This window comes from Streptomyces sp. NPDC001027, assembly GCF_040299045.1.
Lineage (GTDB): Bacteria > Actinomycetota > Actinomycetes > Streptomycetales > Streptomycetaceae > Streptomyces.
The window spans coordinates 1-19,713 of sequence record NZ_JBEPBI010000149.1 but is presented as its reverse complement, the minus strand read 5'-3'; the positions used below and the strand labels follow the sequence as shown (position 1 = coordinate 19,713).

The following is a 19,713-nucleotide window of genomic DNA, read 5'->3' as shown; positions in this document are numbered from 1 at the left end:
TTTGTGGCGTTAGTTCTGTTCTCGGGGGGGCTTCCCGAACCGGGCCGGGGGCGGGGGCCCCCCCCGCCGGGCCCCCGCCCCCTTCCCGTGAAAACCTGGCTGTCCGTCAGCCGAACTGCTGCTCCAGGTCCTTGAGCTTGCGCTCCAGGGAGTCCAGGCGCGGCAGGGCCATGGTGTCGTCCTCCGCGGTGAGGTCGACGGTGGCCGACGCCTCAGAACCGTGACGGACGGGCTGCAGAGAGGGCCGTGAGCGCAGGGGCAGCTGCTCCGCCGAGTTCGCTATGGCGGGCTCCGCGGCGACCCGCTCGGCCGTGGCCGGCTCCAGAGCCGCCGGGGCCTCGACCTGACGGCCGCCGCCACCGCCGCCACCGCGGCCCGGGAAGCGGCCGTGACCCCGGCTGATCGCCTTGAGCTGCGCCCGCTCGACCCGCTGCTGCTCACGGCGGCGCAGCTTGGTCTCCTCCTTGCGGGCCTTGTCCTCGCGGACCTCCTCGACGGCCTCGTCCAGGCTGCGCACACCCTCGAGGAGCATCAGCGACCAGGCCCTGTACGTCTCACGGGGGGCGCGCACCCAGCGCACGACGCGGATCTGCGGCAGCGGACGGGGCACCAGACCCTGCTCGCGCAGCGCCGCCCGGCGGGTCTGCTTCAGCGCCCGGTCGAAGAGCACGGCCGCCGACAGCGACATGCCGGCGAAGAAGTGCGGGGCGCCCGCGTGGCCCAGGCCCCGGGGCGCGTGCACCCAGTTGAACCAGGCGGCGGCGCCGGCGAACGTCCACACCAGTATCCGGGAGCCGAGCGCCGCGTCACCGTGGCTGGCCTCGCGCACCGCGAGCACGGAGCAGAACATGGCCGCGCCGTCCAGGCCGAACGGGACCAGGTACTCCCAGCCGCCGGAGAGGCCGAGGTTCTGCTCGCCGAAGCCGACCAGTCCGTGGAAGGAGAGCGCGGCGGCGACGGCCGCACAGCAGAACAGAAGGACGTAGGAGGCGGTGCCGTATATGGCTTCCTTGCGCCTGCGGCGTTCCTCGGTACGCTCCCACGAATCGTCCGGGCCCGCGCTCGCCCCCGAGGAGCGCTTGCCGCGCGCGAGTACCGCAACCGCCGCCAGCATGCCCAGGAGCAGTACGGCGCCCGGAAGCAACCAGTTCAGCGATATGTCGGTCAGTCTCATCTGGGGTCCCTTGCATTGGGATAGGGCGTAACGCCCGCCATAGTGGCCCAATCCCGCCGTCCCTCAGGGGGTTTCGGGGCAAGAGGCCGCCAAGGAGGTGCAAGGGAATGCTCAGGGCGACGTTCTGCTCGAACTGCCGCTTGAGGGGCGGGAGTTGAGTTCGAATAAGACTACCCGTACGGGTGGTTCAACGGAAAGTTCCCGTGGCAAGTGAGAAAATTGTGAATCGCCTGTAACCGTAGGGCGGTCTCGTGCGGGTGATCTTACGGGACGCCTCGCGACGCCTTGTCGGCAGGGGTGTCCCGGCCGACGTCTGAGGGGCGCTCAACCCGCGGCGGCGGGAGTGGGCTTGGTGACGCGGTCCGCGTCGCACGTGCGTGGACAGGTCGCGCAGGTGTCCTCGAGGCGCACCGTGTAGAACAGGCAGCAGCTCGCCCGGTCGCGGGTCGGCAGGGTCGTGCCGCCAGGGCCGGGCAGGTCGCGGAAGGCCGCCGAGCCGACGTAGGGGCGGGTGGCGCCGGGGAGCAGGAGTTCCAGTTCCCGTCGCGCCCGTTCGTGCTCGCCGGGACCGAGCAGCCCGGCGACGTGCCAGAGGCCCTCGACGATCTCGTCCGTCACCATGCCCCACAGGGCCCGGCCGCGGCGTCGCGCGCGGGGTCCGAAGGCGGCGAGCAGCGGCTCGTGGTGCTCGGCCACCGCCGCCCGCACCTCGGTCCGCAGCGCGTCCTCGTCCCGTACGACCCGGGCGCCCGGCAGCAGTGCCGCGGGGTCGCCGGGCAGGCAGGCGAAGGAGGCCGGCGGGCGGACGGCCATCCGCATCCCGCCGTCGGAGCGGTCGTACGAGACGTGGGTCACGGGGAGGCGGGGCACCCGGCGGTGCAGGAACCAGGGGACGGTGATCAGCAGGCAGGCGGGCCAGGCGTACCGGTGCAGTCCGAAGGTGGCGATCACGTCCGGGCGGGCGCGGTGACCGTAGTCACGGACGACCTGTTCGTCGTCCTGGGCGAGAAAGGCGTCGAGCGCCGGTCCGCCCTCCGCCAGCTGCGCCGCGCGCACCCAGTCGGCACCCTCGGGAAACGGTTCCGCATGGCCGAGTTCCGTGACGGTCAGCTCCGGTAGCGCCTCCGTGAGACGGGCGTAGGCCGCGGCCGTGACCGACGAAGCTGGAGGCATGACGGACCGCCGTTTCGAAAGCGATTTCAGGTAAGCCTAACCTAAATCACTGTCGTCGGGATTTGAACTGACGGCCACTGCGCCTAAGGTGCTTGACGGACGAGTAACAACCGCCCGCAATGACCGCAAGTACCGACAAGGCCGGAGGAGGCCCCGTGGAGCACAGCGCGCAGGGCTCCATGGAAACGGGGACACCGGTTTCGTCGCCGGGCGACGACCGTGCCCGGGTGCCGGTGCAGTCGCGGGCCGGGTCCGCGGGGCCGGTCGGCTCCGGCAGGCCCGTCGGGTCCGCCGAGTACGGCGACACAGGAGAGCGGGAACGGTGCGGTCCCGTGGGCGCCGCCCGCGGGGAGCACACGCACGGCGAGACCTCCGCCCCGGGCCAGGATGCCGCCCCCGTGCCGGCGCCCAGTCCCATGCCGGCCCCTCTCTCGGCTCCGGCGCCCGCCTCGGTTCCCGGCTCCGCCCGGGAGGGACGGCCGCCGGCGCAGCAGTCGCGGCCGGTCGTCCAGCGCGCCTCGGTGCGCGGCCAGATCCTCGACGCGCTGCGCACCGCGCTCGTCACGGGGGAGCTGCTGCCGGGCGAGGTCTACTCGGCGCCGGTGCTCGGCGAACGCTTCGGGGTGTCCGCGACGCCGGTGCGGGAGGCGATGCAGCAGCTCGCGCTGGAGGGCGCCGTCGAGGTGGTGCCGAACCGGGGTTTCAGGGTCATCGTGCGGGGGGCTCGTGAACTGGCCGAGCTGGCGGAGGTGCGGGTGCTGCTCGAGGTGCCCGTGCTGATGCGGCTCGCCCGGACCGTGCCCGCCGAGCGGTGGGCGGAGCTGCGGCCCCTCGCGGAGGCGGGCGTGCGGGCGGCGGCCACCGGTTGCCGGGCGACGTACGCGGAGGCCGACCGCGTCTTCCACCGCGCGGTGCTCGCGCTGTCGGGCAACGAGCAGCTGGTCGGCATCGCCGAGGACCTGCACCGGCGCTCGCAGTGGCCGTTGGTCGGCGGGCCGACGGAGCGCGGCCGGGCCGCTCTCGCCGCCGACGCGGCCGAGCACCTGGCGTTGCTCGAGGCGCTGACGGCGGGGGAGCCGGATGCGGTGCAGGCGTTGATGCGAGACCACTTCGCCGGTGCGGGCGGGTGACGAGCGGTTCGTTGTGCAACCGCTTTCAGTCTTTCAGGCTTTCTGCGTTCGGTCTGCCCTTCCGGTTCGCCTTCCGTGTCCACCCTTCCGGTCCGCGTTTCCGGCTCGCGCTTTCGCAACGGCGGCGAGCCGGCCGACTTCCACGAGGCCCGGCCGGTCTTCGACGCCCTCGGCGCGATTCCGGGTTCTCCACCGTTTCCGTCACCGTGCCGTATGTTTCCGGCCCGTCTCCTCGTAACCGCCCTGCCACTCCCGCCCTGCCGCTCCCGCACTCCCGTTTCGGCACTCCCCTTTCGGCCCCGGGGCGGACCTCGTCAGCCGGGTCAGGCGCCGGAGGGGCTGGGCGCCGCCGGGGTCGTCGGGAGGGTCAACTGCCGTGCCAGCCAGGTGGGTACGCCGCCCAGGAGGCGGAACAGGCGGCGGGCTTCCTCCCGTAGGCGGGCCGCCTCCGGTTCGGTCTCCGCGTCGGCGAGCGAGGCGAGAGCCGGGGCGGTGCCCACGAGGTAACCCAACTCCTCGCGGATGCGCAGGGATTCCGCGAACCCGTGCCGGGCCTCCGCCAACTCGCCCTCACGCAGGGCCAGTCCGGCGAGGTGACGCCAGGTGAAGGACAGCAGCAGTGAGTCCGAGTGCGCGGCGGCGGCAGTGTGGGCGCGCCGGTAAGCGGCCCTCGCGGCCTGCGGGGAGCGGGCGATGTTCTCCGCGAGCAGACCCCTGCGGAAGTCCAGCAGCGCCCGTGCGGGGGCGTCCGGCGGGATCAGCGCCGCCGCCCGTCCGAGTGCGGCCCGGGCCTCGTCCACCCGGTCGCGCACCTTGTGCACCGTGGCGGCGTAGGCAAGGTGCCCGCGTTCACAAGCGGCCGCGCCGCGCTCCTCGTCGTCGTGGGCGAGCGCCTCCGCCGTGCGCAGCGCGTCCTCGGCGTCCTGCCAGCCCTGTTCGGTGTACAGACACCGCTCCACCATCAGGGAGGCCCGCTGGACCGCCCCCGTGGCCGTGTCGGCCGGCAGCAGAGCCGCCGCGTCCGCCCAGCAGGCGCGTGAACGCAGCCGCCACACCGCGGTCTGGACAGGATCGTCACCTGAGGTCGTTCCGGTACCAGACATGGCGGAATGCGCCACGTTGCCCTCCCCGAGCGCGCCGTCGAGCTGTGAGTGGTGGGCGCATCTCAGCACGAATGGAGGCACCGGGCCAAGGGGGCGGGTGAAAGATTTCACAAAGTCGTGGGACGTTTCCGCCCGCATGTTTCGCCTCGGCGCGGGCCGACGGGCCGCCGTCGACGCCGGTGGGGGCTCAGCTCATGCGCAGGGCCAGGAAGAAGTCCAGTTTGTCTTCCAGCCGCGACAGATCACGGCCCGTCAACTGCTCGATACGCCCGACCCGGTAGCGCAGTGTGTTGACGTGCAGGTGCAGACGGGAGGCGCACCGGGTCCACGAGCCGTCGCAGTCGAGAAACGCTTCCAGGGTCGGGATCAGCTCGGCGCGGTGCCGCCGGTCGTAGTCGCGCAGGGGGTCCAGCAGTCGGGCGGTGAACGCCCTGCGCACGTCGTCCGGGACGAACGGCAGCAGAAGCACGTGCGAGGCCAGCTCCTGATGCCCCGCGGCGCAGACCCGGCCGGGTCGGGCGGCGGCCACCCGCCGCGCGTGCCGGGCCTCCTCCAGAGCCCCGCGCAGTCCCTCCGCCGAGTGCACCGCCGCGCTGACCCCCAGTGTGAGCCGCCCGTCGTCGTCGAGGCCGGCCGACAGCGGCTCGCGCACGGCCGCGAGCAGCGCGTCGGCGAGGACGCCGGTCTCGGAGCCGTCGTGCTCGCTCGACACCGCCGGCAGCGGGACCAGGGCGACGGCCTCGTCCTCCGTGTGGGCGACGGCGATGCGGTCGGAGGGGTCGGCGCCGCCGGCGAGCGGGTCGACGAGGATCTCCTCGAGGAGAGCCTGGGCCACCGGCCCGGCGTCCGGGCCGCTGCCGGCCCATTCGACGCGGGCCACGACGACCTGCCAGTGCGGGGCGGCCCCCAGACCCGGCAGCAGCACCGGCGCGGCCACCCGCAGGCGCGCCGCGATCTCCGCGGTGGCCGCGCCCGTCTGCACCAGCTCCAGCACCTCCTGCGCGAGCCGCCGGCGGACCGTGCGTGCCGCGTCCCGGCGTTCCCGTTCGACGGCGATCAGCTGGGTGACGCCCTGCAGCAGGTCGAGGCGCTCGTCCGCCCATTCCCCGGCGTCCGCCTCGACGGCCAGCAGCCAGTCCGACAGGACGCTCTCCCGCACGTCCCGCACGTCCCGCACGTCCCGCACGACCTGGGAGGGCTGAGCCACCTGCGGCGCGCGCCCGCCGCCGCGGATCGGGAACAGCGAGTACGTCACCGGACCCACGTTCACCCGGTGCGGTCCGCGACGGGTCGTGCGGACGGCCGCCAGGTGCTCCGCCGCGAGCTTCGCGCACACCTCGGGCGCAAGGACCGGGCCCACGGCCTTCGGACCCGCGACGAGCCGGCCCGTCGGGGACAGGACCCATGCGCGCAGGTCCAGGTCGGAGCCGAGCAGGTCCAGGACGACGTCCGGGCCGCCGCCGGCCGGGCCCGAGACCATCATCCGGCGGTGCCGGTCGACGACGGCCGCGAGGTCGCCTGCGCGCTCGCCGGACACCTGCCGCACGACATGCTCGGTGATCGTCGCGAAGGCCACCGACTCGTGCACCGCGAACAGGGGCAGCCGGTGCCGGGCGCAGGCCGCCGCCAGGTCCTGCGGGACGTCGCCGAGCTCCGCCTCGCCCGCCGCGAGGGCGGCCACGCCGGCCTGCACCAGGAGTCGCACGAAAGGCTCGGAGTCCGCCGCGTCCCGGCGCCAGGCCAGGCCCGTCAGCACCAGCTCGCCGCCGGAGAGATACCGGCTGGGGTCCCTCAGGTCGGTGGTCATGACGCCCCGCACCGAGCGGTCCAGTTCGTCCTCGCCGCCGAGGAGCCTGAGGCCCAGCGCGTCGGTGTCCAGAAGTGCGCGCAGCCGCATCTCGTCGCCGCCGTTCTCTGTCTCGAAATCTACGATGAATCCTGAAGTGTGCGGTGGGCGGCGACCCGTCCCGGGCCCCGCCTCCGGGGCCTTGAGGCCGCGACGTCCGCCTGTCAGCCGCATTCTTCGACCGCCAGACTGTTTCCCACATTTCCACAGGAAAACGAGGGGGTTACCGAGGGCCTGCGTTCATACGAATCTACAAGATGCCCGTACCGACCAGCCAACTCCTTCATGGTTTCCGTGACTGACCCGGTCGGAGCAAGGCGCTGTGTACTGGGGTCATTCTGCGAGAACAGCACATGAACGAGCCGGGCCCGCCGCACCCGATTCTGGCTCGAACCGAACGACTGACGAGACAGACGAAGAAGAGAGCCGGTCATGGACTTCCTTCGCCCCGCCAGCTGGGAGGAGGCGCTCGCCGCCAAGGCCGAGCACCCCACCGCTGTGCCGATCGCGGGTGGCACCGATGTGATGGTCGAGATCAACTTCGACCACCGCAGGCCCGAGTACCTGCTCGACCTCAACCGTGTCGGCGACCTCTACGAGTGGGAGGCGGGCGAGGACAGCGTGCGGCTCGGCGCCTCGGTACCGTACGCGAGGATCATGGAGAGCCTGCGCACCGAGCTGCCCGGCCTCGCGCTCGCCTCGCACACCGTGGCCTCGCCGCAGATCCGCAACCGCGGCGGCGTCGGCGGCAACCTCGGCACCGCGTCCCCGGCCGGCGACGCCCACCCCGCGCTGCTCGCGGCGGGCGCCGAGGTCGAGGCCGAGTCCGTGCGCGGCGTGCGCCGGATCCCGATCGACGCCTTCTACACCGGCGTGAAGCGCAACGCGCTCGCCCCCGACGAACTGATCCGCGCCGTCCACGTCAAGAAGGCCGACGGCCCTCAGCAGTACTCCAAGGTCGGCACCCGCAACGCCATGGTCATCGCCGTCTGCGCGTTCGGTCTCGCGCTGCACCCCGAGACCCGGACCGTGCGCACCGGCATCGGCTCCGCCGCGCCGACTCCCGTGCGCGCGAAGACCGCCGAGGACTTCCTGAACGCCGCGCTCGAAGAAGGCGGTTTCTGGGACAACGGAAAAATCATCGCCCCGTCCGTGGCCAAGCAGTTCGCCCAGCTGTGCGCGGCCGCCTGCAACCCCATCGACGACGTCCGGGGCACCGCGGGCTACCGCCGTCACGCGGTCGGCGTCATGGCCCGCCGGACACTCACCTGGACCTGGGAGTCGTACCGCGGCGCCCGCCGCCTCTCGGAGGGAGCTGCGTGATGCGCGTCAACTTCACGGTCAACGGACGGCCCCAGGAGGCCGACGACGTGTGGGAGGGCGAGAGCCTGCTGTACGTGCTGCGCGAGCGGCTCGGACTGCCCGGCTCGAAGAACGCCTGCGAACAGGGCGAGTGCGGCTCGTGCACGGTCCGGCTGGACGGCGTGCCGGTCTGCTCGTGCCTGGTCGCCGCCGGTCAGGTGGAAGGCCGCGACGTCGTCACCGTCGAGGGGCTCGCGGACCACGCCAGGCAGCGCGCCGAACACGGCGGCTGCGCGACCGGCGCCCGCGACGCGGACGGGAAGGCCGGGACCTCGCTCGACGAGGCGAAGCACTGGGCGGCCAAGGGCCAGGACTCGCAGACCGGCGAGGGCGCCGAGCTCTCCCCGATCCAGCAGGCGTTCATCGACGCCGGCGCCGTCCAGTGCGGCTTCTGCACCCCGGGGCTGCTGGTCGCCGCCGACGAGATGCTCGAGCACAACCCCAACCCGACCGACGCGGACATCCGCGAGGCCCTGTCGGGCAACCTGTGCCGCTGCACGGGCTACGAGAAGATCATGGACGCGGTCCGCCTCGCGGCCGCCCGGCAGGGAGAGGCGGTCTGAGCGACATGCCGACGAACGGCGCTCCCATCAAGATCACCCAGGGTTCCCAGACCAAGGGCGGCATCGGCGAGTCGACGCTCCGCCCGGACGGCGTCCTCAAGGTCACCGGCGAGTTCGCGTACTCGTCCGACATGTGGCACGAGGACATGCTCTGGGGGCAGATCCTCCGCTCGACCGTCGCACACGCCGAGATCGTGTCCATCGACACCGGCGAGGCGCTGGCCATGGCGGGCGTCTACGCCGTCATGACCTACGACGACCTGCCGACCGACGTGCGCAACTACGGCCTGGAGATCCAGGACACCCCCGTCCTCGCCCACGGCAGGGTCCGCCACCACGGCGAGCCGGTCGCGATCGTGGCCGCAGACCACCCCGAGACCGCACGCCGCGCGGCCGCCAAGATCAAGGTCGAGTACCGCGAGCTGCCCGTCATCACCGACGAGGCGTCCGCGACGGCGCCGGACGCGCTCCTGATCCACGAGGGCCGCGACGACCACCACAGCGCTCACGTCGCGCACCCCAACATCGTCCACCGCCAGCCCATCGCCCGCGGCGACGCCGCGGGGGCCGCCGAGCGGGCCGACTTCGTCGTCAGGGGCGAGTACACCTTCGGCATGCAGGACCAGGCCTTCCTCGGCCCCGAGTCGGGACTCGCCGTGCCGGAGGAGGACGGCGGCGTCCACCTCTACATCGCCACCCAGTGGCTCCACTCCGACCTGCGTCAGATCGCCCCCGTCCTCGGCCTGCCCGAGAGCAAGGTGCGCATGACGCTGGCCGGTGTCGGCGGCGCGTTCGGCGGCCGCGAGGACCTGTCGATGCAGATCCACGCCTGCCTGCTGGCCCTGCGCACCGGAAAACCCGTCAAAATCGTTTACAACCGTTTCGAGTCCTTCTTCGGACACGTCCACCGTCATCCCGCCAGGCTCGCCTACGAACACGGCGCCACCAAGGACGGCAGGCTCACCCATGTGAAGTGCCGCATCGTCCTGGACGGCGGCGCGTACGCCTCCGCGTCCCCCGCGGTCGTCGGCAACGCCGCCTCGCTGTCGATCGGCCCCTACGTCGTCGACGACGTCGACATCGAGGCCGTCGCCCTCTACACCAACAACCCGCCCTGCGGCGCCATGCGCGGCTTCGGCGCGGTCCAGGCGTGCTTCGCCTACGAGGCGCAGATGGACAAGCTCGCCGACGCGGTGGGCATGGACCGGGTGGAGTTCCGCCGGCTCAACGCCATGGAGCAGGGCACGATCATGCCCACCGGCCAGCAGGTCGACTCCCCGGCGCCGGTCGCCGAACTCCTGCGGCGCGTCAAGGCGATGCCCCTGCCGCCGGAGCGCCAGTGGGAGAGCAGCGAGGGCGCGGACGTACGGCAGCTGCCCGGCGGTCTGTCCAACACCACGCACGGCGAGAGCGTCGTCCGGGGAATCGGTTACGCGGTGGGCATCAAGAACGTCGGCTTCTCCGAGGGCTTCGACGACTACTCGACCGCCAGGGTCCGCATGGAGGTGATCGCCGGCGAGCCCGTCGCGACCGTCCACACGGCGATGGCGGAGGTCGGCCAGGGCGGTGTCACCGTCCACGCCCAGATCGCCCGCACCGAGCTCGGCGTCGCGCAGGTGACCATCCATCCGGCCGACACCCGGGTGGGCAGCGCCGGCTCCACCTCGGCCTCCCGGCAGACGTACGTCACCGGCGGGGCCGTCAAGAACTCCTGTGAGCTGGTCCGGGAGAAGGTCCTGGAGATGGGGCGCCGCAGGTTCGGCTCCTACCATCCCGCCTGGGCCACCGCAGAGCTGCTCCTGGAGGGCGGCAAGGTCGTCACCGACGGCGGCGAGGTCCTCGCCGACCTGGTCGACGTGCTCGGGGACGAGGCCGTCGAGGTCGAGGCGCAGTGGCGGCACCGGCCGACCGAGCCCTTCGACCTGCGCACCGGACAGGGCTTCGGACACGTCCAGTACTCCTTCGCCGCGCACCGCGCCGTCGTCGAGGTCGACACCGAGCTCGGCCTGGTGAAGGTGATCGAGCTGGCCTGCGCCCAGGACGTCGGAAAGGCCCTGAACCCGCTTTCCGTCATCGGTCAGATCCAGGGCGGCACCGTCCAGGGACTGGGCATCGCGGTCATGGAGGAGATCATCGTCGACCCGAAGACCGCGAAGGTCAGGAACCCGTCGTTCACGGACTATCTGATCCCCACGATTCTCGACACGCCGACGATCCCCGTCGACGTGCTCGAACTCGCCGACGACCACGCGCCGTACGGGCTGCGTGGCATCGGCGAGGCGCCCACCCTGTCGTCGACACCGGCCGTCCTCGCGGCGATCCGGAACGCGACCGGGCTGGAGCTCAACCGCACGCCGGTCCGTCCGGAGCATCTGACCGGCACGGCGTGACAGTCCCTCCGGGCGGCGCACGGAACGTCACACCCTCCGCGCCGCCCGGAGCCGGCAGATCGTTCGCCTCGGGCCGTCCCCCGGGTCGTGCGGCCGACGCACCTTCCCAAATCCCGCAAACGCAGTGAGCGCCGCACACAGCGGCGCGGCGGGTGCCCCTTTGAACCTTGGGAGCAGGCCCACATGACCCAGTCACTCGAACCACGGACCGTCTCGGACGACGCGGGCACGGGACTCCGCGTCCCCGCCGGACGCTCTCGGCTCGACCGGTACTTCCACATATCCCGGCGAGGATCCACGGTCGCGCGCGAAGTGCGCGGCGGCGTCACCACCTTCATGGCGATGGCGTACATCCTCCTGCTCAACCCGCTGATCCTGTCCGGCAAGGACGCGGCCGGCGGCGCCCTCGGCCAGCAGGCCCTCATCACCGCGACCGCTTTCGCAGCCGCTTTCACCACGTTGCTGATGGGCCTCTTCGGCAAGGCGCCGCTCGCGCTCGCCGCCGGACTGTCGGTCTCCGGCGTGCTGTCGTCGCAGGTGGCGCCGCAGATGACCTGGCCGCAGGCGATGGGCATGTGCGTGATCTACGGCGCCGTCATCATGCTGCTGGTCGTCACCGGCCTGCGCGAGATGGTCATGAACGCCATTCCGCTGGCCCTCAAGCACGCCATCACCATGGGCATCGGCCTGTTCATCGCACTCATCGGGTTCTCCAAGTCCGGCTTCGTGCACCAGGGCAAGGCGACCCCGGTGACCCTCGGACCGGCGGGCGAACTGGCGGGCTGGCCGGTGCTGTTGTTCGCCGGCACCCTGCTGCTGATCTTCATGCTCCAGGCCCGGAACGTCCCCGGCGCCATCCTCATCGGCATCGTCGGCGGCACGGCCGTCGCCGCGATCCTCAACGCCGCCGGGGTCGTCGACCCGAAGCAGTGGGCGGCCGGCGCTCCCGAACTGCACGGCAGCGCCGTCTCGATGCCGGACTTCTCGCTCTTCGGGGACGTGGAGTTCGGCGGCTGGGGCGAGGTCGGCGCGATGACCGTCGGCGTGATCGTCTTCACGCTGGTCCTCGCCGGGTTCTTCGACGCGATGGCCACCATCATCGGCGTCGGCGCCGAGGCGGGGCTCGCCGACGACAAGGGCCGAATGCCGGGCCTGTCCAAGGCGCTGTTCATCGACGGAGCGGGCGGGGCGATCGGCGGAGTGGCGGGCGGCTCGGGCCAGACCGTGTTCATCGAGTCGGCGACGGGAGTCGGAGAGGGCGCCCGCACGGGACTCGCCTCGGTCGTCACCGGCCTGTTCTTCGCCGCCTGCCTGTTCTTCACCCCGCTCACCGCGATCGTGCCGCAGGAGGTCGCCTCCGCCGCCCTGGTGGTCATCGGCGCGATGATGCTGATGAACGCCCGGCACGTCGACTGGGCGGACCGGGCAACCGCTGTCCCGGTGTTTCTGACCGTCGTGCTGATGCCGTTCACCTACACCATCACCGCCGGCGTCGCCGCGGGCGTCATCTCCTACGTCGCCATCAAGGCCGCGCAGGGCAGGGCACGCGAGATCGGCGCCTTCATGTGGGGGCTGACGGCGGTCTTCCTCGTCTACTTCTCCCTCCACCCGATCGAGAGCTGGCTGGGCGTGCACTAGGCCGGGCACGGCCCTTCGCCGGGCGCACTTTCGTCACACGACCGCAGTCAAGGAGACCGAGAGATGCTGGACATCGCCGCAGAGCTCGACCGGTGGGTCGAGCAGGGCCGTGACTTCGCCGTCGCCACCGTGGTGGCCGTCGGCGGCAGCGCGCCCCGCCAGCCAGGCGCCGCCCTCGCGGTGGACGCCGACGGCACGGCGATCGGCTCGGTCTCCGGCGGCTGCGTGGAGGGCGCGGTGTACGAGCTGTGCCGGCAGGCCCTGGAGGACGGGCAGCCGGTGCTCGAACGCTTCGGCTACAGCGACGACGACGCCTTCGCGGTGGGGCTCACCTGCGGGGGAGTCATCGACGTGCTCGTCACCCCGGTGCGGGTCGGCGATCCCGTCCGCCCGGTGATCGCGGCCGGCGTCCGGGCCGCGGCCGCCGGCGAGGCGGCGGCGCTGGCGAGGATCGTGAACGGGCCCGCCCATCTCGTCGGCCGCGCGCTGCTGGTGCACGCGGACGGCGGTCGCGCCGGCGATGCCGCATCAGGGCGCCGCGCCGTCGCCCACCGCGGCGGTTTCGGCGCCCACCCCGAACTCGACCGCACCGTCGCGTCCGAGGCTGCCGCGATGCTGGACGCCGGGCGCACCGGCACGGTGGAGATCGGCGAGCGGGGCGCACGCTGCGGGGCGCCGCTCACGGTCCTCGTGGAGTCGTCGGCGCCCCCGCCCCGGATGATCGTGTTCGGGGCGATCGACTTCGCGTCGGCGCTGGTCCGGGTCGGCAGGTTCCTGAACTACCACGTGACGGTCTGCGACGCCCGGCCCGTCTTCGCGACCGCGGCCCGCTTCCCCGAGGCGGACGAGATCGTCGTCGACTGGCCGCACAGGTATCTCGAGCGCACGCAGGTGGACGCGCGGACCGTCCTGTGCGTCCTCACCCACGACGCCAAGTTCGACGTACCGCTGCTCCGGCTGGCGTTGCGGCTGCCGGTCGCCTACGTCGGCGCGATGGGATCCCGGCGCACCCATCTCGACCGCAACGCCCGGCTGCGCGAAGTGGGCGTCACGGAACTGGAGTTGGCGCGGCTGCGGTCGCCCATCGGCCTCGACCTGGGGGCCCGCACACCCGAGGAGACGGCCCTGTCGATCGCCGCGGAGATCGTCGCCGAACGGCGCGGCGGCAGCGGGCTCTCGCTCACCGGGGCGCACACGCCGATCCATCACGACGTGACGTCGCCGCCGACAGGCCGGATCGGATCCGTGGCCTGAACCGCGGCGCCGGGCGGGTGGAGAGCCGGTGGGCCTGTGCGGCCGGTCCGGTGTCCACGCCGGCGGCGACCAGGACGTGGCGAGAGCGCCGCCGGTCTTCGGCGCAGCCCGAGCCGCCCGGCGTTCGGAGAACGACGTCCGGCGTTCTCAGGGTGTGCGCAGGAGGCGGTCGGCCGCGCGTCCGAAGACCGAGCCCGCCGAGGCTTTGACGAGTGGATCGAAGAGGGGCGGGAGAAAGCGCACCCGCAACTCCTCGCGCCAGATCACCCGGGTGAGGCCGCCGGGGCACGGCTGCACCTCGATCTCGGCCCAGCCGAGGACGACCCGGCCGCGTTTGTCCAGCCGGCACCGGCCCGGCTCGTCGGCGCCGGGCGGCCGCCACCCGGTCACCTCCATCCGGTCGTCGAAGGCGAACGGGCCGACACCCGAACGGGCCACGATCACCGTGCCCTCGCGGGTCGGCGGGGGAGTGAGGACGTGTACGCGGGTGAGGGGCACCGCGTCGCCGTGCCGGGACCACTGCGTCAGACGCCGCCAGGCGTCCTGCGCGGACAGCGGGACCGTGCGTTCCAGCTGGAAGATGACCACGCGCTCGATCGTAGGGAACCCCTCCCGTTCCGCGGGGTGTCACGCACCGGCTCACCGGTGTGTGGCGCGGGCGGGGCGGCCCGCGGCGCTCCGGGTCAGCGGTAGACCTTCCCCGGCTCGGCCTTGCCGGGCGCCAGCAGTTGGGGAACGGTCACGAAAACGTATCCCCGCTCTTTCAGCGCGTCGATGATCCCCGGCACCGCCGGCACCGTCCCGTCGTAGATGTCGTGCAGCAGGATGATGCCGTCCCGGTCTGCCTGCGCGAGGACCCGGCGCTGGATCAGCGCGGGGTCGGTGGTCGTGTAGTCCTTGGCGGTCACCGTCCACAGCACTTCGGCGAGTCCGAGCTCGCGGCAGATCTTGTGCACCGTCTCGTCGGTGCGGCCCTGCGGCGGACGCATCAGGGTGGGGCGCCGGCCGGTGAGGCGCTCTATCTCGTCGTTGGGGCGCTGGAGTTCCTCGCGTATCTTCTCCGGCTCGATCCGCGTCAGGATCTTGTGGTCCCAGGTGTGGCTGGCGACCTCGTGCCCCTCGGCGGCCATGCGCCTGACGAGCTCGGGGTGTTCGTCGATGTGCCCCTTGCCCAACAGGAAGAAGGTCGCCGGGACCTGTCTGTCCTTGAGTATGTCGAGCAGGCGGGCGGAGTTCTCGCTCGGTCCCGCGTCGAAGGTGAGGGCGATGCACTTCGCCACCCGGCAGTCGACGGAGCCGAAGCGGGCGGCCTGCGCGGTGACCGCGGGCACGGCTCGGACGGCGCTCGGACGGGTGGCGTCGAGGCCGCCGCAGCCGGTGAGCGTGACCGTCAGGCAGGCGGCCGCCATCGCGACGGCGACGCCGCGCAACCCGTACCCGGTGTTCTTCGTCTTCCTCGTCAGTGAACGCATGCCGAGACTATACATAAAGCGTATACATGCAATGCATAGTCCCCCACCTGCGCATTGTGCGCCGTTCGTCCGTGACGATGAGGGATGGATTGTGCCGGTTCGCGGGTCGTGGCCGGTGTCGAAACACGGTCCTGAACGGTGTCGGCACTCCGACGCCGTGGGGCGCCGTCGGCCCCGGCCGGAAACAGGGCGGCGCCCCGACGGCGCCGCTGTCCACGGGCTGTCGGAGCGCCGTCCTCACCTCGACGGGAGTGTCACGAGGCAGTCGAGAGGGGTGTCACTGGGCGTAGAACGTCGCGTCCGCCCGGTCGGTCGCCGTGCTCGGCGTCTGCACGTACAGCAGGTAGTTGTAGTGGCGGATGTAACGGCCGGCGTTGTTGGACGACTCGTAGCTGACGCCCGCCGAGTCGGCGAGTCCGGACCGGCGGTAGAAGCTGGCGTCGGCGGCGAAGGCCGGCGTGCCGTCGTTCTTCTCCAGCCACACCTCGGAGTTCTTGTTCCGCAGGTAGTAGCCGGGGAAGTTCGCGGCCTCCAGCGAGACCGTGCCGGTCCCGGCCAGCCCGGTCACCACCCGGAACTGCGAGTCGGCGAGCGGGCTGACGTTCGCCTCGATGCGGGCGCGGTACTCCCAGTGGCGGATGAACCGGTCGGCGTAGTTGTACGAGGAGAACCGCTGCGGGGTGACCCCGTCGGCCACCGGGATGCCGAAGTCGGGCGTGCCGTCGGCCTTCCAGTACAGCTTCTGCACCCGGGTGCGGCGGTTGGGGTCGTTCAGGGGGTCGCCGGTGATGTCCCTGTAGCTGCGGTCGTGGTAGACGAGGATGTCGGACCTGCCGTCCTCGGAGACCGTGAACGAGTTGTGGCCCGGGCCGTACTGCGAGGTCGCGGCGTTGGTGGTGAAGACGGGCTGCGACCCCTTGCTCCAGACGGCCGGGTTCGTGAGGTCGGCGGTCGCCGAGGCGGTCAGCATGCCGAGGCAGTAGTTGGCGTCGGTGGCGCTCGCCGAGTAGGTCATGAAGACCTTGCCGCCGTGCTGGATGAGCGCCGGGCCCTCGTTGACCTTGAAGCCGATCGTCTCCCAGGACAGCGTCGGCTGTGAGATCTCCGCCGGCGTGCCCGTGATCGTCCACGGGTTGGCCATCTTCGCGATGAACAGGCTGGTGTTGTTGTTCTCGGCCGGGTTGCGCTGCGCCCAGGCGAGATAGCGGACGCCGTTCACGACGAAGGTCGTCGAGTCGAGCGAGAAGCTCTCCCACGTGGTCTTGATCTGGCCCTTCTCGGTCCAGGTCGCGGTGAGCGGGTTGGCGCCGGAGCCTTCCAGGACGTACATCCGGATCGCCCACACGTCGGAGGTCGACCCGGCCGCGAAGTACACGTACCACTTGCCGTCGATGAAGTGGATCTCCGGCGCCCAGATGTGCGCGCCCATGACCCCGCTGGCGTGCTTGGTCCAGATGGTGACCTCCGGGGCCGTCGACAGGCCCTGGATGGTCGTCGCCCGGCGCAGCACGATGCGGTCGTACTCGGGCACGGTCGCGGTGAAGTAGTAGTAGCCGTCGGTGTGCTTGAAGATGTGCGGGTCGGCGCGCTTCTCGGCGATCGGGTTGGTGTACGTCACGGCGGGGGAGCCGGGCGCGGCGGCCTGGGCGGGCGCGCCCAGGCCGGTGAAGGCGGCCGCGAGGGCGACGAGGACGGCCATGAGCAGCCGAACGGCGTTGCGACTCAAGGGGGTTCTCCAAATGGGGGGATGGCTGGGGCGGGCGGAGGTCAGGTGGTCGGCACGAGGCGCCACTGCTGGCAGTTGTTGTTCAGCCAGGTCCACTGCCGTACGTCGGCGCCGTCCGCGGTCTGGCAGTTCGCGACGTCGGCGACCTTGCCGCTGTTCTCGTTGACGATCCGGACGTAGTCGCCGGTCGCGGTGAAGACGAGCCGGAAACGCTGGCACTTGTTGTTGAGCCAGGACCACTGGCGCAGGTCCGCGCCGTCGGCGGCGGAGCAGTCGGCGGTGTCCATCACCCCGCCGGTGGCGGCGTTGACCAGCCGGCTGGTGTCGTCGCCCTGGTCCTCGACGCGCCACTTCTGGTTGGCTCCGCCGTTGCAGGTCCACTGGAGGATGTTCGTGCCGTTGGCACCCGAACCGCCGTCGAGGTCTAGGCACTTGCCGCTGTTGCGGTTGACGAGGGTGTACGCAGTCGGCGTCGTCGCCGTCTCGCCCGACGGGCCGGGAAGCGAGGCGCCGAGCGGGACGGGCGTGCCGAAGTTCGGCGTGCCGTCGGCGTTCCAGGTGAACTTCTGGGCGCGGGTCGTCCGGCCGTTTCCGCAGCCGCCGCCGGAGGTGCTGTTGGCGTGGTAGACGATCCAGTTCTCCGTGCCGTCCGGCGAGCTGAAGAAGCCGTTGTGCCCGGGCCCGTACACGCCGTTCGCGTCGCTGCGCTGGAACACCGGGGTCTGTTTCTTCGTCCAGGACGCAGGGCTGAGCGGGTCGGAGCCGGTCAGCTCCAGCAGGCCCAGCTTGTAGTCCGGGGTCTGGCAGTAACTCGCGGAGAACGTCAGAAACGTTCGGCCGTCGTGATACAGCGGTTCAGGCCCCTCGTTGACGGGCATGCCCGAGGTCTCCCAGCTCAGCGTCGGGCTGGAAATGACGGTGAACGTGTTGCTGGACAGGGTGTACGGGTTGCTCATCGGCGCGATGACAAGGCTCTGCCTGCTGCCGTTCACGAAACCGCTTCCCACGAGAAACAGCTTTCCGTCCGCCTGCAGCACGCTCGCGTCGATCAGCCAGCCGCCCGGGGTGAGGTTGGAGCCGGTGAGTGAGCCCTTGTAGGTGTAGGGGCCCAGCGGGTCGGCGCCGGCGCTCTCCAGCACATGGGTGCGCTGTGAGTCGCAGCAGGCGACACCGCCCTGGCCGGCCGAGTAGTACAGGTACCAGTGGCCGTTGAACTGGTGGAGTTCGGGCGCCCAGATGTTGGTGTTGCGGGTCGAGGTGGTGTCCGACCACACCTGCACGGTGGGCGCGGTGGCGATGCCGGCCAGCGTCGGCGACTTGCGGATGCCGAGGACGCCCGTGAACGTCGTCGTGACCAGGTAGTAATTGCCGTCGTGGTACTCCAGCCAGGGGTCGGCGCCCTTGGCCGACTTCAGCGGGTTGGCGTACGGGCGGCCGTCGGCCGCCGACACCGGCTGGGTCGCCGCCACCAGGGCGACGAGGAGTGCCAGCACGCAGACGAGCAGGGGTCTGCGGCGGTGCATCCGAGGCATACGGGACCGTCCCTTGTCCATGAAGCAGCCTGTTCGTTATATCGAACCAAGTTCGTAACTTCGGCCAGAACATAAAGGTCGTGCATGTCCGCGTCAATGGTTTCGGCAGCCCCACCGTCCTCGCGGGGCAACCCGGAGAACGGGAGCAACCGGAGCAACGCCCGTCACAGCGTTGCCGGTTCGCGGCGGAACGGGCCAGGGCGCCCGGCCCGGCCCCTGAGGACCGGGCCGGACGCCCTGGCGGTGCTGTGCTGCCGGAGAGCCGGGTCCGTCAGACCAGGTCGAACCGGTCGAGGTCGCTGACCTTGGCCCACGCCGCGACGAAGTCCGTCACGAACTTCTCCTTCGCGTCGTCGCTCGCGTAGACCTCGGCGACCGCGCGCAGCTCCGAGTTCGAGCCGAAGACCAGGTCGGCGCGGGTGCCGGTCCACTTCACCTCGCCGGTGGCGGCGTCGCGGCCCTCGAAGAGGGACTGGTCCGAGGACGTCGACGACCAGGTCGTGCCCAGGTCGAGCAGGTTGACGAAGAAGTCGTTCGTCAGCGTGCCGGGGGCGTCGGTGAGGACGCCGTGCGAGGACTGTCCGTGGTTCGCGCCCAGGACGCGCAGGCCGCCGATGAGGACCGTCAGCTCCGGAGCGCTCAGGTCGAGCAGGTTCGCGCGGTCGAGGAGCAGGTACTCGGCCGGCAGGCGGTTGCCCTTGCCGAGGTAGTTGCGGAACCCGTCGGCGGTCGGCTCGAGCGCGGCGAACGACTCGACGTCCGTCTGCTCCTGCGAGGCGTCCACCCGGCCCGGCGTGAACGGCACCTGCACGTCGTGTCCGGCGTCCTTGGCGGCCTTCTCCACCGCGGCGGCGCCGCCGAGGACGATCAGGTCGGCCAGCGAGACCTTCTTCGCGCCGGAGTTGAACTCCGCCTGCACGCCCTCGAGGACGCGCAGCACCTGCGCCAGCTCGTCGGGTCCGTTGACCTCCCAGCCGCGCTGCGGCTCGAGGCGGATGCGCGCGCCGTTGGCGCCGCCGCGCTTGTCGCTGCCGCGGAAGGTGGAGGCGGAGGCCCACGCGGTGGACACCAGCTGCGAGACGGTCAGCCCCGAGGCGAGGAGGCTGGCCTTGAGGGAGGCGATGTCCGCGGCGTCGATGACCTCGCCGTCGGCCGCCGGCAGCGGGTCCTGCCACAGCAGGGTCTCCGCCGGGACCTCCGGGCCGAGGTACAGGGACTTCGGGCCCAGGTCGCGGTGGGTGAGCTTGTACCAGGCGCGGGCGAAGGCGTCCGCGAACTGGTCGGGGTTCTCGTGGAAGCGGCGCGAGATCGGCCCGTAGATAGGGTCGAAGCGCAGCGACAGGTCGGTCG

The 19,713-nt window shown here is 71.6% G+C and carries 15 protein-coding genes; 6 read left to right on the top strand and 9 right to left on the bottom strand.

The window, feature by feature from the left end; all coding sequences use genetic code 11:
* Positions 1–106: 106 nt before the first annotated feature.
* Positions 107–1,174, bottom strand: coding sequence for a DUF2637 domain-containing protein (locus ABT300_RS29940; RefSeq protein ID WP_351682070.1), 1,068 nt, complete (start codon positions 1,172–1,174; stop codon positions 107–109).
* Positions 1,175–1,498: 324 nt separating this feature from the next.
* Positions 1,499–2,347: a (2Fe-2S)-binding protein gene (locus ABT300_RS29935; RefSeq protein ID WP_351682067.1), complete on the bottom strand. Its 849-nt coding sequence runs from the start codon at positions 2,345–2,347 to the stop codon at positions 1,499–1,501.
* 155 nt (positions 2,348–2,502) lie between these two features.
* Between ABT300_RS29935 and ABT300_RS29930 the strand changes: the two genes are divergently transcribed.
* On the top strand, positions 2,503–3,477 hold the full coding sequence (locus ABT300_RS29930; RefSeq protein WP_351682064.1) for a GntR family transcriptional regulator: 975 nt from the start codon (positions 2,503–2,505) through the stop codon (positions 3,475–3,477).
* 323 nt (positions 3,478–3,800) lie between these two features.
* Here ABT300_RS29930 and ABT300_RS29925 read toward each other — a convergent pair whose 3' ends face one another.
* Positions 3,801–4,595: a hypothetical protein gene (locus tag ABT300_RS29925; RefSeq protein WP_351682061.1), complete on the bottom strand. Its 795-nt coding sequence runs from the start codon at positions 4,593–4,595 to the stop codon at positions 3,801–3,803.
* Positions 4,596–4,767: 172 nt separating this feature from the next.
* Positions 4,768–6,477 carry a PucR family transcriptional regulator gene (locus ABT300_RS29920; RefSeq protein ID WP_351682059.1) on the bottom strand — a complete coding sequence of 570 codons (1,710 nt, stop codon included), beginning with the start codon at positions 6,475–6,477 and terminating at the stop codon, positions 4,768–4,770.
* A gap of 381 nt (positions 6,478–6,858) precedes the next feature.
* On the opposite strand from ABT300_RS29920, the gene ABT300_RS29915 reads away from it, so the two are divergent.
* The 5 genes from ABT300_RS29915 to ABT300_RS29895 all read left to right on the top strand — a co-directional run bounded on the left by ABT300_RS29915 (position 6,859) and on the right by ABT300_RS29895 (position 13,633).
* A complete protein-coding gene (locus ABT300_RS29915; protein ID WP_351682056.1) occupies positions 6,859–7,749 on the top strand; it encodes an FAD binding domain-containing protein in 891 nt (296 codons plus the stop codon).
* Entirely contained in the window at positions 7,749–8,351 is a 603-nt protein-coding gene (locus ABT300_RS29910; RefSeq protein ID WP_351682053.1) for a (2Fe-2S)-binding protein, read from the top strand. Before ABT300_RS29915 ends, ABT300_RS29910 begins: the two co-directional genes overlap by 1 nt.
* A 5-nt stretch (positions 8,352–8,356) precedes the next feature.
* Positions 8,357–10,741: a xanthine dehydrogenase family protein molybdopterin-binding subunit gene (locus ABT300_RS29905; protein ID WP_351682050.1), complete on the top strand. Its 2,385-nt coding sequence runs from the start codon at positions 8,357–8,359 to the stop codon at positions 10,739–10,741.
* A 183-nt stretch (positions 10,742–10,924) separates the two neighbouring features.
* Entirely contained in the window at positions 10,925–12,379 is a 1,455-nt protein-coding gene (locus ABT300_RS29900) for an NCS2 family permease (protein WP_351682047.1), read from the top strand.
* 63 nt (positions 12,380–12,442) lie between these two features.
* A complete protein-coding gene (locus ABT300_RS29895) occupies positions 12,443–13,633 on the top strand; it encodes an XdhC family protein (protein WP_351682044.1) in 1,191 nt (396 codons plus the stop codon).
* A gap of 147 nt (positions 13,634–13,780) precedes the next feature.
* On the opposite strand, the gene ABT300_RS29890 is transcribed toward ABT300_RS29895, so the two are convergent.
* From ABT300_RS29890 to ABT300_RS29870, 5 genes are all read right to left on the bottom strand, one after another.
* Positions 13,781–14,221, bottom strand: a complete 441-nt coding sequence (locus ABT300_RS29890; protein WP_351682042.1) for an SRPBCC family protein — start codon at positions 14,219–14,221, stop codon at positions 13,781–13,783.
* Positions 14,222–14,316: 95 nt separating this feature from the next.
* Entirely contained in the window at positions 14,317–15,105 is a 789-nt protein-coding gene (locus tag ABT300_RS29885; RefSeq protein WP_351682039.1) for a polysaccharide deacetylase family protein, read from the bottom strand.
* Between the two features lie 277 nt (positions 15,106–15,382).
* Complete coding sequence (locus ABT300_RS29880; RefSeq protein WP_351682073.1) at positions 15,383–16,804, bottom strand: family 43 glycosylhydrolase; 1,422 nt, start codon at positions 16,802–16,804, stop codon at positions 15,383–15,385.
* Between the two features lie 68 nt (positions 16,805–16,872).
* The gene (locus ABT300_RS29875) at positions 16,873–18,363 is read right to left on the bottom strand and encodes a family 43 glycosylhydrolase (RefSeq protein WP_351682036.1); all 1,491 of its coding nucleotides are present in this window, start codon (positions 18,361–18,363) and stop codon (positions 16,873–16,875) included.
* 271 nt (positions 18,364–18,634) lie between these two features.
* Positions 18,635–19,713, bottom strand: a 1,079-nt coding sequence (locus tag ABT300_RS29870; protein ID WP_351682034.1) for a peroxidase family protein, incomplete at its 5' end; no start/stop codon positions are given.

Excerpts from the sequence above, each read along its gene's own strand:
- ABT300_RS29940 (WP_351682070.1), bottom strand. The coding sequence starts at position 1,174 with ATGAGACTGACCGACATATCGCTGAACTGGTTGCTTCCGGGCGCCGTA.
- ABT300_RS29935 (WP_351682067.1), bottom strand. The coding sequence starts at position 2,347 with ATGCCTCCAGCTTCGTCGGTCACGGCCGCGGCCTACGCCCGTCTCACG.
- ABT300_RS29920 (WP_351682059.1), bottom strand. The coding sequence starts at position 6,477 with ATGCGGCTGCGCGCACTTCTGGACACCGACGCGCTGGGCCTCAGGCTC.
- ABT300_RS29915 (WP_351682056.1), top strand. The coding sequence starts at position 6,859 with ATGGACTTCCTTCGCCCCGCCAGCTGGGAGGAGGCGCTCGCCGCCAAG.
- ABT300_RS29910 (WP_351682053.1), top strand. The coding sequence starts at position 7,749 with ATGCGCGTCAACTTCACGGTCAACGGACGGCCCCAGGAGGCCGACGAC.
- ABT300_RS29905 (WP_351682050.1), top strand. The coding sequence starts at position 8,357 with ATGCCGACGAACGGCGCTCCCATCAAGATCACCCAGGGTTCCCAGACC.
- ABT300_RS29900 (WP_351682047.1), top strand. The coding sequence starts at position 10,925 with ATGACCCAGTCACTCGAACCACGGACCGTCTCGGACGACGCGGGCACG.
- ABT300_RS29895 (WP_351682044.1), top strand. The coding sequence starts at position 12,443 with ATGCTGGACATCGCCGCAGAGCTCGACCGGTGGGTCGAGCAGGGCCGT.
- ABT300_RS29885 (WP_351682039.1), bottom strand. The coding sequence starts at position 15,105 with ATGCGTTCACTGACGAGGAAGACGAAGAACACCGGGTACGGGTTGCGC.
- ABT300_RS29880 (WP_351682073.1), bottom strand. The coding sequence starts at position 16,804 with ATGGCCGTCCTCGTCGCCCTCGCGGCCGCCTTCACCGGCCTGGGCGCG.
- ABT300_RS29875 (WP_351682036.1), bottom strand. The coding sequence starts at position 18,363 with ATGCCTCGGATGCACCGCCGCAGACCCCTGCTCGTCTGCGTGCTGGCA.